The organism is Streptomyces sp. NPDC058157, from assembly GCF_042884105.1.
Taxonomy (GTDB): Bacteria; Actinomycetota; Actinomycetes; order Streptomycetales; family Streptomycetaceae; genus Streptomyces.
The window spans coordinates 26097-39151 of sequence record NZ_JBHVUQ010000066.1; the positions used below are offsets into that span (position 1 = coordinate 26097).

General features: G+C 74.0%; 11 protein-coding genes and 5 tRNA genes. 11 read left to right on the forward strand and 5 right to left on the reverse strand.

The features are described from left to right. The first annotated feature begins 47 nt into the window (after nucleotides 1-47). The gene (locus ACFVXK_RS18635) at nucleotides 48-812 is read left to right on the forward strand and encodes a DsbA family protein (RefSeq protein WP_389612969.1); all 765 of its coding nucleotides are present in this window, start codon (nucleotides 48-50) and stop codon (nucleotides 810-812) included. Continuing rightward, entirely contained in the window at nucleotides 809-1657 is an 849-nt protein-coding gene (locus tag ACFVXK_RS18640) for a cytochrome c biogenesis CcdA family protein (RefSeq protein WP_389612971.1), read from the forward strand. The genes ACFVXK_RS18635 and ACFVXK_RS18640 overlap by 4 nt, the downstream gene beginning before the upstream one ends. Before the next feature lie 40 nt (nucleotides 1658-1697). Here ACFVXK_RS18640 and ACFVXK_RS18645 read toward each other — a convergent pair. The 3 genes from ACFVXK_RS18645 to ACFVXK_RS18655 form a co-directional block, all read right to left on the reverse strand. Next, nucleotides 1698-1771, reverse strand: a tRNA-Phe gene (locus ACFVXK_RS18645). 22 nt (nucleotides 1772-1793) lie between these two features. After that, a tRNA-Asp gene (locus ACFVXK_RS18650) sits at nucleotides 1794-1867 on the reverse strand. A 37-nt stretch (nucleotides 1868-1904) separates the two neighbouring features. Beyond that, nucleotides 1905-1977: transfer RNA gene (locus ACFVXK_RS18655), tRNA-Glu, on the reverse strand. A 126-nt stretch (nucleotides 1978-2103) separates the two neighbouring features. On the opposite strand from ACFVXK_RS18655, the gene ACFVXK_RS18660 reads away from it, so the two are divergent. The 9 genes from ACFVXK_RS18660 to ACFVXK_RS18700 all read left to right on the forward strand — a co-directional run bounded on the left by ACFVXK_RS18660 (nucleotide 2104) and on the right by ACFVXK_RS18700 (nucleotide 10667). Then, nucleotides 2104-2454, forward strand: coding sequence for a metallopeptidase family protein (locus ACFVXK_RS18660; RefSeq protein WP_389612973.1), 351 nt, complete (start codon nucleotides 2104-2106; stop codon nucleotides 2452-2454). Beyond that, nucleotides 2451-2930, forward strand: a complete 480-nt coding sequence (gene crcB, locus ACFVXK_RS18665) for a fluoride efflux transporter CrcB (protein ID WP_389612975.1) — start codon at nucleotides 2451-2453, stop codon at nucleotides 2928-2930. The genes ACFVXK_RS18660 and crcB overlap by 4 nt, the downstream gene beginning before the upstream one ends. Beyond that, a complete protein-coding gene (locus tag ACFVXK_RS18670) occupies nucleotides 2927-3301 on the forward strand; it encodes a fluoride efflux transporter FluC (RefSeq protein ID WP_389612977.1) in 375 nt (124 codons plus the stop codon). The genes crcB and ACFVXK_RS18670 overlap by 4 nt, the downstream gene beginning before the upstream one ends. Before the next feature lie 1029 nt (nucleotides 3302-4330). After that, nucleotides 4331-6361, forward strand: a complete 2031-nt coding sequence (locus tag ACFVXK_RS18675) for a DEAD/DEAH box helicase (protein WP_389612979.1) — start codon at nucleotides 4331-4333, stop codon at nucleotides 6359-6361. A 184-nt stretch (nucleotides 6362-6545) separates the two neighbouring features. Then, nucleotides 6546-6618, forward strand: a tRNA-Lys gene (locus ACFVXK_RS18680). A 363-nt stretch (nucleotides 6619-6981) separates the two neighbouring features. After that, nucleotides 6982-7782 (forward strand): hypothetical protein, encoded by an 801-nt coding sequence (locus tag ACFVXK_RS18685; protein WP_389612981.1) that lies wholly within the window; start codon nucleotides 6982-6984, stop codon nucleotides 7780-7782. A 162-nt stretch (nucleotides 7783-7944) separates the two neighbouring features. Next, nucleotides 7945-8018 (forward strand) — tRNA-Met (locus ACFVXK_RS18690). Nucleotides 8019-8156: 138 nt separating this feature from the next. Then, nucleotides 8157-9332: a PP2C family protein-serine/threonine phosphatase gene (locus ACFVXK_RS18695; protein ID WP_389612983.1), complete on the forward strand. Its 1176-nt coding sequence runs from the start codon at nucleotides 8157-8159 to the stop codon at nucleotides 9330-9332. 279 nt (nucleotides 9333-9611) lie between these two features. Further along, nucleotides 9612-10667, forward strand: coding sequence for a M23 family metallopeptidase (locus tag ACFVXK_RS18700; RefSeq protein ID WP_389612985.1), 1056 nt, complete (start codon nucleotides 9612-9614; stop codon nucleotides 10665-10667). A 15-nt stretch (nucleotides 10668-10682) separates the two neighbouring features. Here the strand turns inward: ACFVXK_RS18700 and ACFVXK_RS18705 are convergent, their stop codons facing one another. Together ACFVXK_RS18705 and trmB are read right to left on the reverse strand one after the other, a co-directional pair. Continuing rightward, the gene (locus ACFVXK_RS18705) at nucleotides 10683-11975 is read right to left on the reverse strand and encodes a PrsW family intramembrane metalloprotease (RefSeq protein ID WP_389612987.1); all 1293 of its coding nucleotides are present in this window, start codon (nucleotides 11973-11975) and stop codon (nucleotides 10683-10685) included. 41 nt (nucleotides 11976-12016) lie between these two features. Then, the gene (trmB, locus tag ACFVXK_RS18710) at nucleotides 12017-12877 is read right to left on the reverse strand and encodes a tRNA (guanosine(46)-N7)-methyltransferase TrmB (RefSeq protein ID WP_389612989.1); all 861 of its coding nucleotides are present in this window, start codon (nucleotides 12875-12877) and stop codon (nucleotides 12017-12019) included. Nucleotides 12878-13055: the final 178 nt, after the last annotated feature.

Here is a 13055-nt window from a genome sequence, read left to right on the forward strand (position 1 = left end):
GAGCCGGTCCGCCGGTTCCCCCGTACGTCCCGCTCTGGAGCACCCGTATGCCCACCTCCCGCACGTCCTCCCGCAAGCCCCTGCTGTACGCCGCCGGGGTCGCCGTCGCGGCGATCACCCTCGGCCTCGTCTCCTGGCAGGCCACCGCGCCCAAGGGCGGGGCGCACCGCCCGGCCGCCAGTGCCGGCGCCAGCCCCTCCGCCTCCGCCTCCGCCTCTGCCTCCGACTCCGACGAGCCCGACGCCTTCGCCGAGCTGAAGGCGCTCGCCCGCCGCGAAGCCGGCGACAAGCTCGCCGTGGGCCGCACCGACGCGCCCGTCGTCCTCATCGAGTACTCCGACTTCAAGTGCGGCTACTGCGCCAAGTTCGCCCGGGACACCGAGCCCGAACTGGTCAAGAAGTACGTCGCCGACGGCACCCTGCGCATCGAGTGGCGCAACTTCCCCATCTTCGGCGCCGAGTCCGAGGCCGCCGCCAAGGCCGCCTGGGCCGCCGGGCAGCAGGACCGCTTCACCGCCTTCCACGCCGCCGCCTACGCCGAGGGCGCCAAGGCCAAGGGCTTCGGCGAGGACCGGCTGGTCGAGCTGGCCCGCGAGGCCGGCGTCCCCGACCTGGACCGCTTCAAGGCCGACATGGGCGGCGAGCAGGCCGCCGCCGCCCTGCGCCGCGACCGGGAGGAGGGCTACCGCATCGGCGTCCAGTCCACCCCCTCCTTCCTCGTCAACGGGCAGCCCATCGCGGGTGCCCAGCCCCTCGACGCCTTCACCGCGGCCATCACCCGGGCCCAGGCGCAGGCGAAGGCCGGGCGTTGAGCGGCGGCATCGGGTACGCGGCCGCCCTCCTCGGCGGCCTCCTCGCCCTGCTCAGCCCGTGCAGCGCGCTGCTCCTGCCCGCCTTCTTCGCCTACTCGATCGACTCCCGCTCCCGGCTGCTCGCCCGCACCGGCATCTTTTACGCGGGCCTCGCCACCACCCTCGTCCCGCTCGGGGCGGCCGGCTCGTTCGCAGGCCGGTTCTTCCACTCCCACCGCGACCAGCTCGTCCTGGCCGGCGGCTGGCTGATCATCGCCCTGGGCCTGGCCCAGATCCTCGGCCTCGGCTTCGCCCCGAAGCGGCTCTCCGAGCTCTCGGGGCGGATCCGCCCGACCACCGCCCTGTCGGTGTACGCGCTCGGCGCCGTCTACGGACTGGCCGGCTTCTGCGCGGGCCCGATCCTGGGCAGCGTGCTGACGGTGGCGGCGGTCAGCGGCAGCCCGGTCTACGGCGGCCTGCTGCTGGCCGTGTACGCGCTGGGCATGGCCGTTCCGCTGTTCGTGCTGGCCCTGCTCTGGGACCGCTTCGACCTGGGCCGGCGGCGCTGGCTGCGCGGCCGCGCGCTGCGGGTCGGCAGGCTCGAACTGCACACGACCTCGCTGCTGTCCGGGCTGTTCTTCATCACCCTGGGCGCCCTGTTCCTGGTCTACGACGGGGCGAGTGCGCTGCCGGGGCTGCTGGACGTGGACGACTCGTACGCGGTCGAGGAGAAGGTGGGCGCCGTCGCGGACGCCGTACCGGACTGGGCGCTGCTCGCTCTGGTCGCCGCCGGGGCGCTGGCCTTCGGCCTGCTGCGCTGGCGGCGGGCGGCCCGCGAGCAGGCGGCGGTGGAGGAGGAGGAGTGAAACGCGGAAGGCCCCGTCCGGAGACGGGGCCTTCCTTTTGTGGCTGGGGCCGGGGTCGAACCGGCGACCTATCGCTTTTCAGGCGATCGCTCGTACCAACTGAGCTACCCAGCCACGAGACCGTTTCCGGCCTCAGCGATCCTGACGGGACTTGAACCCGCGACCTCCACCTTGACAGGGTGGCGAGCTAACCAACTGCTCCACAGGACCTGGTGTGTGCAAGAACAAGTCTTGCACAGGTGTTGCGTACCCCCAACGGGATTCGAACCCGTGCTACCGCCTTGAAAGGGCGGCGTCCTGGGCCACTAGACGATGAGGGCTAAAGGCCCGCCGGGCACTTTCCAGCGCGTCGGGGACGTGAGAAGCATATGGGATCGGAGGAGGTATCGCCAAAACGGTTTCCGCCCGGCAGGGGGAACGGCCTGCGCGGGGGCGACAATGGCCGGGTGCTGGAGATGACGCGCGAGGAGTTCGAGGAGCTCGTCGCAGAGGCCCTGGACCGGATCCCCCCGGAGCTGACGCGGCTGATGGACAACGTGGCGGTCTTCGTCGAGGACGAACCGCCGGCCGGCGATCCCGACCTGCTCGGCCTGTACGAGGGGACCCCGCTCACGGAGCGCGGCGAGTGGTACGCCGGCGTGCTCCCCGACCGCATCACGATCTACCGCAACCCCACCCTGCGGATGTGCGAGGACCGGGAGGCCGTGGTCGCCGAGACGGAGGTGACGGTGGTCCACGAGATCGCCCACCACTTCGGCATCGACGACGAACGCCTGCACGCCCTGGGATACGGGTGACCCGGCCCGTGCCGGGGGCGGAGGCGATCGACCCGGACGTCGACCTCCACGTCCCGGCCCAGCGCGCCGAACCCCAGGGCCGCGTGCTCGCGGCGGTGGCCGTCGGCGGGGCCCTCGGGGCGTGCGCCCGCTACGCGGTGGGGCTGCTGTGGCCGGCCGCGGCCGACGGCTTCCCGTGGGCGACCTTCTGGACCAACGTGGCCGGCTGCGCGCTGATCGGCGTGCTGATGGCGCTGATCAGCGAGGCCGGCCGGCGTTCCCCGCACCCGCTGCTGCGGCCCTTCGCCGGCACCGGGGTGCTCGGCGGGTTCACCACGTTCTCCACCTACGCGATGGACTTCTCGCGGCTCCTGGACGCGGGCCGGGCCGGGCTCGCGCTGGCGTACGCCGGGCTGACCCTCGTGGGCGCGCTGGGCGCGGTGTGGGCGGCGGCGTCGCTGACCCGGCTGGCGTTGCGCGGGCGGGGGGCCGGGTGAACTGGCTGCTGGTGGTGGCGGGCGCGGTCGTCGGGGCGCCGCTGCGGTACCTGACCGACCGGTTCGTGCAGGCGCGGCACGACTCCGTCTTCCCGTGGGGGACCTTCGTGGTCAACGCGGGCGCCTGCCTGGTGCTGGGGGTGCTGAGCGGGGCGCTCCTGGCCGGCGCCGGGTCCTCGCGGACGGCGCTGCTGCTGGGGACGGGGCTGTGCGGGGCGCTGAGCACGTACTCGACGTTCTCGTACGAGACGCTGCGGCTGGCCGAGCGCGGCTGGAGGTTCCTGGCCGCGGCCAACGTGGCGGCGTCGGTGCTCGTCGGCCTGGGCGCCGTGACGCTGGGCTCGCAGGTGGCGCGGCAGCTGTTCGCCTGACCCGGCGCGCCGGCCGGTCCGGTCCGCCCGCGCCGTCCGGCTTACTCGCGCAAGGGGCGTGTCTCTTACGGGGTAAAGGGAGTTGGGCTCATTGACCCGCTCACCGCGGACCCCGTCCCGCGCCCCGGAGGTGCCCCCGTGCGCCCGTTGCCCGCTTCGCTTTCCACCACCCTCAGACTGGCCGTCTCCGCCCTCGCGGTCGCGGCGACCGCGGGCTGCATGAGCGTCGGCGAGGACGCCGCGAAGCCGGGGCCGGCCGCCTCGGTGGGCGGCAAGGGCGCCGGCGGGGCGGGCGCGGCCGCGGGCGCCGGGCACGGCTCCGGGATCCACGGCAACGGGCACGGGGTGAAGGACGGCACCCCGCAGGACGGGAAGTCCGGCGAGCCCGGGAAGGCCTCCGGGGCGACCGGGGCCTCGCCGACCCCCGGCGCGCCCGCGGGCAGGCCGGGCCAGCCCTCGCCGTCGGCCGGTCCCGGGGGCGGGGCCGGCGGGCAGGGGGGCCAGGCGCCGTCCGGGGGCGGTTCCGGGTCGGGGTCGGGTTCGGGATCCGGCGCGGGTGGTTCCGGGTCGGGATCCGGGTCGGGGTCGGGAGCCGGTGGGTCCGGGTCGGGGTCGGGTGGTGCGGGTGGTGCGGGCGGGGCCGGTGGGGCCGGCGGGTCCGGGTCGGGCGGATCCGGGGGTTCCGGGTCCGGGGGATCCACGCCCGGCGGAGGGGAGACCACGCCCCCTGTGACGCAACCCACTCCGAGCGAGCCGCCCCCGGCCTCACCTGGGCCGAGCGTGGCCTGAGGGCGGGGGAGCGGGGGTTTCGCGACCCCGATCGGAGGGGGTTCCGCAGGAACGACTTGCCAGACCCCCGGGAGGGTGCGTATGGTTATAGATCGTTTGATCCCATTGCCCGGCGCCGAATCCGAAGAGCGCCGTGTGGCGCGTACTCTCCCTAGCCGTGGCTGACCGCATTGAGGCGGTCGATTTGCGATTCACGGAGTTTGGGCGCGTGCCGAGACTCCGGAAGGTTTCGCATTTCGCATGTCCATTTCCAGTTCTGACCGTTCCGTCATGCCCGAGAACGACTCCACCGAGATCGTCGACGCCGTAGAAGCCCTTGTGGTCACCGAGGCCATGGAGGCCGCGGAGGCGAACGAGATCATCGAGGCGCTCGAGGCCGACGTGACGGCCGATGCCGACGTCGCCGCCGACTCCGACGAGGACGCCGACGCCGACGCCGACGCCGAGCCCACGATCACCTTCGCGGACCTCGGTCTGCCCGAGGGCGTCGTGCGCAAGCTCGCGCAGAACGGCGTCACCACCCCGTTCCCGATCCAGGCCGCCACCATCCCGGACGCCCTGGCCGGCAAGGACATCCTCGGCCGCGGCCGCACCGGCTCCGGCAAGACCCTCTCCTTCGGTCTGCCGACCCTGGCCCGCCTGGCCGACGGCTACACGGAGAAGAAGAAGCCCCGCGCCGTCATCCTCACCCCGACCCGCGAGCTCGCCATGCAGGTCGCGGACGCCCTCCAGCCGTACGGCGACGTCCTCGGCCTGAAGATGAAGGTCGTCTGCGGCGGTACCTCCATGGGCAACCAGATCTACGCCCTGGAGCGCGGTGTCGACATCCTCGTCGCCACCCCCGGCCGCCTGCGCGACATCATCAACCGCGGCGCCTGCTCCCTGGAGAGCGTCGAGGTCGCGGTCCTCGACGAGGCCGACCAGATGTCCGACCTGGGCTTCCTGCCCGAGGTCACCGAGCTGCTCGACCAGGTCCCGGCCGGCGGCCAGCGCATGCTCTTCTCCGCCACCATGGAGAACGAGATCGGCACCCTGGTCAAGCGCTACCTGTCGAACCCGGTCAGCCACGAGGTCGACAGCGCCCAGGGCAACGTCACGACCATGACCCACCACGTCCTCGTCGTGAAGCCGAAGGACAAGGCCCCGGTCACGGCCGCCATCGCCGCCCGCAAGGGCCGCACCATCATCTTCGTCCGCACCCAGCTGGGCGCCGACCGCATCGCCGAGCAGCTCGTCGAGGCCGGCGTGAAGGCCGACGCGCTGCACGGCGGCATGACGCAGGGCGCCCGTACCCGCGTCCTCGCCGACTTCAAGGACGGCTACGTCAACGCGCTCGTCGCCACCGACGTCGCCGCCCGCGGCATCCACGTCGACGGCATCGACCTGGTCCTCAACGTGGACCCGGCCGGCGACCACAAGGACTACCTGCACCGCTCGGGCCGCACCGCCCGCGCCGGCAAGTCGGGCGTCGTGGTCTCCCTCGCCCTGCCGCACCAGCGCCGTCAGATCTTCCGCCTGATGGAGGACGCGGGCGTCGACGCCTCGCGCCACATCGTCGGCGGGGCCGGCGCCTTCGACCCGGAGGTCGCCGAGATCACCGGTGCGCGCTCGCTCACCGAGGTCCAGGCCGACTCCGCGAACAACGCCGCCAAGCAGGCCGAGCGCGAGGTCGCCGACCTGACCAAGCAGCTGGAGCGCGCGACCCGTCGCGCCGCCGAGCTGCGCGAGGAGGCCGACCGCCTCGTCGCCCGCTCCGCCCGCGAGCGCGGTGAGGACCCGGAGGCCGCCGTCGCCGAGGTCGTCGAGGCCGCCGAGGCCGAGCTGGCCGCCGCCGTGGCCGAGCAGGCCGCGCAGGCCGCCGCCCAGGAGCAGCGCGACAACCGCCGCGACGACCGGGGCAACTTCGAGCGCCGCGACAACCGCCGCGACGACCGTGGCGACCGCGGTGACCGTGGTGGCTTCCGCCGCGACGACCGCCGTGACGACCGTCCGTCGGGCGGCTTCCGCCGCGACGACCGCCCCTCGGGTGGTTTCCGTCGGGACGACCGTCCGTCGGGTGGCTTCAACCGTGACGACCGCGGTGACCGTGGTGGCTTCCGCCGCGACGACCGTCCGTCGGGTGGCTTCCGCCGCGACGACCGCCCCTCGGGTGGCTTCAACCGTGACGACCGCGGTGACCGTGGTGGCTTCCGCCGCGACGACCGCCCCTCCGGCGGCAACGGCTTCGGCGCCCGCCGCGACGACAAGCCCCGCTGGAAGCGCAACGGCTGACGCCTGAGCGCCCCCTGACGCGGAATCGGCCCCCACAGCACCCCGGTGCGGTGGGGGCCGAGCCCTTTTCCGGCCGCTTTCACCCCACCCGCACCCCGTGGCGGGAAACCGCCGGGGCCACACCCGGCGATACCCGATCGGCCAGCAGCCCCTCTGCGGCTATGCTCTGGGGTGAGCACATGGAGGGCCATTAGCTCAATTGGCAGAGCAGCGGACTTTTAATCCGTTGGTTGTCGGTTCGAGTCCGACATGGCCTACCTCCCGCAGACGGGGGCATCCCCTCCGTCCTGCTCCGAAGCGCCCCTCCGGTTCCGACCGGAGGGGCGCTTCGTGCGTCGTGGGCCGGGACTGGCCGGAACCTGACGGGTCGTTCGCGGGGACGCCACGCCGGAGGAGCACCCCTTCGGTCCATTCCTGATGGGCCATCGCGCTGACGGTGCCGCGCGCCTGCCGCTGAGCGTGGACATACCGATCAGATCATGTGAAAGGAGGCTCAATCAGGCGCTTCCGGGCCCATCACTTCGGTTCCACAAGGAGCAACACGCATGAGTCCTGAGAAGAGGACCGCTCTCCGTCTCGGCCCCCTCCCCCGGCAGGGCCGGTATCTCGCAGGTGGCGCGGTGGCATCGCTGGCCGTCGTGGTGCTGGGCCTCGCCACCCCGGCGCTGGCGTACGGCACGAGCACGCTGCCGGCGGTGTCGGCGGGCGTGGCCGGCGGCGACCGGTGCAAGGAGCACGACCGCGACCACGACGACGACGGGGACCGCGCCGCGGCCGCCCGTGAGGTCGCGGGCGGCGGCGGCCACGACGACGACTGCAAGCGCGGACCGCGGGGCCCGCGGGGTCCGAAGGGACCGAAGGGCGACACCGGCCCGACGGGGCCGACCGGGCCCACGGGGGCGACGGGGGCGACGGGGGCGACGGGTGCGACCGGCGCCACGGGCGCGACCGGTGCCACGGGTGCGACCGGTGCCACGGGTGCGACCGGCGCCACTGGTGCCAGCGGCTGTGGCAACGACATCGACTCCGTCCTTCCCAACGGAACGGAGGAGTTCAGCATCTTCCTGATCAGGGGCATCGCGTACGGCGGCCACCGGCACAGTCCCACGACGGGCGACTACCAGCGTCAGGACCTCACCAATTCCGCGGTGAACCCGGGTTACCCGGTTCCTGCCACCGTCTGCTCCGCCTCGATTTCGGCGCAGGGCCCGAACCTCAACTTCAAGGTGCAGACCGCGACGGGGGAGACGTACGAGCTCCAGTGCCGTGGCAACGCGCCGATGGGCAATGCGGACTGCGGCCCGCTGCCCTCCGGAGCCCTCAGGGAGTGGCGCCGGGTGAACACCGTCGACGTGCTGCCCGCCGGGACTCCGTTCAGGGCGGCGGACAAGGGGCTCGCCAAGAGCGACATGGGGTCCTGACCCGCGCTGAACCCCGCTGAACGTGCCCGTGCCCGGGATCGCCCGGGCGCGGGCACGAGCTCGTTTCAGGGCTCTGACCTGCGGTGATGCCGTTCCGGAGGGGCTGCGGCGGGTTAATTGGCGTGAGGCGTCCCCCGGATGCCGTAGAGTTGGATTCACCGACGCGGGGTGGAGCAGCTCGGTAGCTCGCTGGGCTCATAACCCAGAGGTCGCAGGTTCAAATCCTGTCCCCGCTACTCAAGGCCAAGGCCCGGATCCCATGGATCCGGGCCTTCGTCGTATCCGCCGTCACCCGACCGGGCCGGTCCGGTCGCCGGGCGGGGCCCGGGCGGCCAGCCTGGAGGGGCGGGGCTTCCGGGCGGCAGGAGAGCGGCGTGGGGCTGGGCCGGCAGGGAAACGGTGGGAACGCGGACGGTGCCGCCCGGCGGGTGGTGCGGGTCCTGCCGTTCCTGCTGATCCTCCTCGGTCTGGTCTTCGACCTCGCGACCCCGCCCCGGTTCACGGGCTCCCCGTTCTTCTCCGCCGCCCCGCTGATCGCGGCCCCGCTGTTCAGCCTCGGGGCGACCGCCCTGACCGGGATCGCCTCCTCGGCGGCGGTCGTGGGCCTGCACCTCTACAACGGCACCAGCTGGCAGGCGGAGGCGCTGACCGAGCTGGTGACCGTCCTGACCGTCTCCGGGCTGGCCCTGCTGATCAACCGGGTGGTCCGGCGCAGCGGGGAGCGGCTCGCCTCCGCGCGCGGGATCGCCGAGGCCGCCCAGCGGGCCGTGCTGCCGACCCCGGCCGAGCGGATCGGCGGGCTGCACGTCGCCGCACGGTACGAGGCCGCGCAGGCCGACGCCTTCATCGGCGGGGACCTCTACGCCGTCCAGGACACCCCGTACGGGGTCCGGCTCGCGGTGGGTGACGTGCGGGGCAAGGGGCTGGGCGCGGTGGAGGCCGTCGCGGTGGTGCTGGGGGCCTTCCGGGAGGCGGCGGAGACCGAGCCGACCCTGGAGGGGCTCGCGCAGCGGCTGGAACGGGCGCTGGCGCGCGAGGGCACCCGGCGGGACGGCCTGGACGCGGTGGAGGGGTTCACCACCTGCGTGCTCGGGGAGATCCCGGCCGGTGCCGGACTGCTGCGGCTGGTCAACCGAGGGCACCCCGAGCCGCTGCTGCTGTACGCGGACGGGGGCCTGGCCGTGCTGGCCCCGGCCGAGCCGGCGCTGCCGCTGGGCCTGGGGGAGCTGGCCGAGGGCCGGCCCGACACGGCCGGGGAGTGGCCGTTCCCGCCCGGCAGCACGCTGCTCCTGTTCACGGACGGGCTGACCGAGGCGCGGGACCGGACGGGGGCCTTCTACGATCCGGCGGTCCGGCTGCGGGGGCGGGTCTTCCCCGGGCCGGACGAGGTGCTGAGCGCGCTCAGCAGCGACGTGCGCCGGCACACGGGCGGCGGGGCGACCGACGACATGGCCCTGCTGGCGGTGGGGCGGGCGGAGGAGGGGCAGCCGGAGCGGAGGCGGACGGTCCCGGTGGTCCCCCGCGAGGACGGGGAAGGTCACGGTGCGTAGCCCATGAAGGGCTCTGCGCAAGGTGGTTGACGGACAGTCATCTGGCTGTTGTGGCTGGAGTGATGGGGGAGTGACTTCCTTTTTGTAGTCATTGTTGCGGTAAGTGGCTTATGTGGTGGCCAAAGCTGTTCGGGGGGTGGCCGATTGGCGTTAACGATCATTCGAGCCAGCTTGGAATCACTCCCCTGCGTCTATTACCGTTTGATAACGCAGCGCGGTCGTCCAGCCGTCGGCACGACGGCACCCGTGTGCGTTCTCGTCCCTGAGGAGCGTGCCCCCGTGGCCTCCAACTCGCCTGCCCCCGAAGGCATCGAATTCCAGGAGACGCCCGGCGCGGGTGCCTGGGGCGAGTGGAATCCCACGGAGGACTCAGCCCGTCCGCTCCGCGGCAAGCACCGGGTCCTCAAGCCGCGCGGCGGCCTCGCCCGCAGCTCGACTGTCCTCGGTGTCGGCGTGATCGCGGCGGTCGGCGCGGGCGGCATCGCCACCGCGCAGGACCGCCCCCAGGTCGCGATATCCGTGCCCTCCCTCCCGGACCTGCTCGGCGGCGGGGACCACGGCGCCGGGGCCGCCGCCCAGGCCGACTCCGTGACCGTGCCCCGGCAGGCCGACGGGGAGCAGGACGTCCGGACCCAGGCCCACGGGGACGCGGGCGAGGCGCTGCGCCACCGCATCCTCCAGCAGGCCGAGTCCCAGCAGGACGCCGCCGAGTCCCAGGCCCGGGCGGAAGCCGAGCGGGTCGCGCGCGAGAGCGCCGCGCAGGAGGCCCGCAGCAAGAAGGAAGCGGCCGACCAGGAGGCCGAGGCGGCCCGCGCGGCCGCCGAGAAGGCCGCCGCGGAGAAGGCGGCCGCCGACCAGGCCGCCGCCGCGCAGGCCGAGACCAAGACGGCGGCGGACGCGGGCTCGGGCTCGGGCGGGGGCTCCTCGGTGAAGGCCTCCGGCGGCTGGTCCCTGCCGACCTCCTCCTACACCCTCACCTCGCACTACGGGGACTCCGGCTCCATGTGGTCCTCCGGCCACCACACCGGCCTCGACTTCGCCGCGCCGACCGGGACCCCGGTCAAGGCCGTCGGCGGCGGCACGGTCGTCTCGGCGGGCTGGTCGGGCGCCTACGGCTACCGGATCGTGCTCCGGCTCCAGGACGGTACCGAGATCTGGTACTGCCACCTGTCCTCGATGGCGGTGACCTCCGGCGCGGTCGGCGCGGGCGACACCATCGGCCGGGTCGGCGCCACCGGCAACGTCACCGGCGCCCACCTGCACCTCGAGGTCCGCAAGGGCGGCGCGACGGTCGACCCGCTGAGCTGGCTGACCGCCCGCGGCCTCGACGTCTGAGCCCGGCCCCCGGGGTCACACCGGGGACGCGGACAGTTCCGCCCGCCTCGGGGCCGGTACGGCCACCGGGACCGCCCGCCGCGCGTGGCGGGCGTGGGCCGGGGCCGGCGGGCCGGAGCGCGGCGGCAGCAGTTCCTCCAGTACCGCCGCCCGGGCCAGGGCCGGCGCGGCCGTCGCCCGGCGCAGCCACAGCCGGCGCAGCAGCTCCCGCTCCCGCTCGGCGAAGCCGGGGTAGCCGTCCGGGCCGGCGTGCCGGGCCTGGCGGCGCAGCAGGGCCAGGGCGGCGGCGTCCGCCGCGTAACGGGACACCGCCCGGGCGGCGGGACGGCCCCCGGTGGTGCGGGCCAGGGCCCGGGCCAGGGAGCGGGCCGGCATCGAAGCCAGCGCGGGCACCTCCGCCGGGCCGATCCAGCCCGCGGCCGCGTACACCGACAGCTCGGCGGCGATGACCCGAAGGCGCCGGCGCCGCATCCGCACCGCGAGCCACAGCAGCAGCCCGAACACCGGGACCATCACGCAGCCGTAGACCCAGTAGAACCCGTACCTCCCCACGTGGGACGAGCCGTTCCACACCGCGTGCGCCGCCATGGCCAGGGCGAGGCCGAGCAGCGGGAGCCCGGTCCTGCGGGCGCGGCGGGCGCCGAACGCGGCCATGCCGAAGCCGAGGCCCGTGAGCACGGTGAACAGCGGGTGTGCGAAGGGGGAGAGCACGACCCGGACGAAGAAGGTCGCCGCGGTCACCGAGTCCAGGGCGCCCGCGCCCTTGGCCAGGTCCTCCTCGAAGGCGTTGCCCAGGTAGAGGACGTTCTCGGTGAAGGCGAAGCCGGTCGCCGTGAACCCGGCGAACACGAAACCGTCGGCCGCGCCGGCGAACGGCGGTCTTCGGAAGGCGAACACGGCGAACAGGGCCGCCGCCTTCGCGCACTCCTCCACGACGGGAGCCACCGCCACCGAACCGAGGAGGTCGGCCGCCGAGGGGTCGGCGGCCTCGGCCATCCACTCCGTGGCGAAGCTGTTGGCCAGTATCGCGATCAGCGCCGCGGTGCAGGCCCCCCAGCCGAAGCAGAACAGCAGCTGCCGCCAGGGGCCGGGGGCCGCCCGGCCCAGCCACCGGAACGCCGCCATCAGCGGCGGCACCGGCAGCAGGGCCAGGCCGAGGCCTACGAGGAAGCCGGCCGTACCGGTCTGCTCCCGCACGAGTTCGAGGATCGCGACCCCGGTCGCGCCGAGCACGACGACGAGCACGCACGCGCGGGCCGTGCCCGACGGGCGTGCGAGCACACGGGAGAGCCAGAGCGCTCGGAGCACATGATGACCCTACCGAGCCGCTCGGACACCCGGAGTGACGTTTATCGGTTCTTGGGCTCTGCGTTGGGTTCTGTGCGAGTGGCGGTACGAGTGAAGAGGAGGTCGTGCACGACGTGCCCCTTGTCGAGGCCCTGGCCCTCGAAGCGGGTGAGCGGGCGGAACTCCGGGCGCGGGGCGTAGCCGCCGTCGGCCTGGGTGTTCTCGAACCCGGGGTGCGCGGTGAGGACTTCGAGCATCTGCTCGGCGTACGGCTCCCAGTCGGTCGCGCAGTGCAGGAGTGCGCCGGGTGCCAGGCGGGTGGCGGCCAGGTCGAGGAACTCCGGCTGGATCAGGCGGCGCTTGTGGTGGCGGGCCTTGGGCCACGGGTCCGGGAAGTACACGCGCAGCCCCGCGAGGGAGGCGGGCGGCAGCATCTCGCGGAGCAGGATGATGGCGTCGCCGTTCGCCACGCGGACGTTGGTCATCCCGCCGCGCTCGGCGAGGGCGAGGAGGTTGCCCTGGCCGGGGGTGTGGACGTCGGCGGCGAGGATGCCGGTGGTGGGGTCGGCGGCGGCCATCTGGGCGGTGGCCTCGCCCATGCCGAAGCCGATCTCGAGGACTACGGGGAGGCCGTCGAAGAGGCGGTCGAGGTCGAGGACCTCGCGGCCGTCGATGTCCAGGCCCCAGGTGCCCCAGAGGCGCTTGAGCGCCTCGCCCTGGCCGGTGGTGACCCGGCTGCGGCGCGGCTGGAAGCTGCGGATGCGGCGCTCGTGGTGCGAGCCGGCGGGGTCGGGCGCGGGGCCGTCGGGGAACCGGGGCTCGGTCCGCCACTTGGGCGGCACGTAGCCGCCGCCTTCCGTCGGTGCGGCTGCCTCCGGCGCGGCGTCGGGGAGGCTGGGCTGGGGGTTCAGGGACTCAGACACAATGCGCCGATTCTACGCCGGGGCCGCTGCCCTGGCCGGGCGGCTACGGGGCGGGGGCTCTGCCCTGGCTGGACGGTTGGCGGGGTCGGGGGGTGGCCGGGGTCGGTGCCGGGGTGGGGTGTCGTCCGGGGCGGGCTTCGATGTTCGGCGCTCTGTGCGGTGTCGGAGTGGTTTGGCG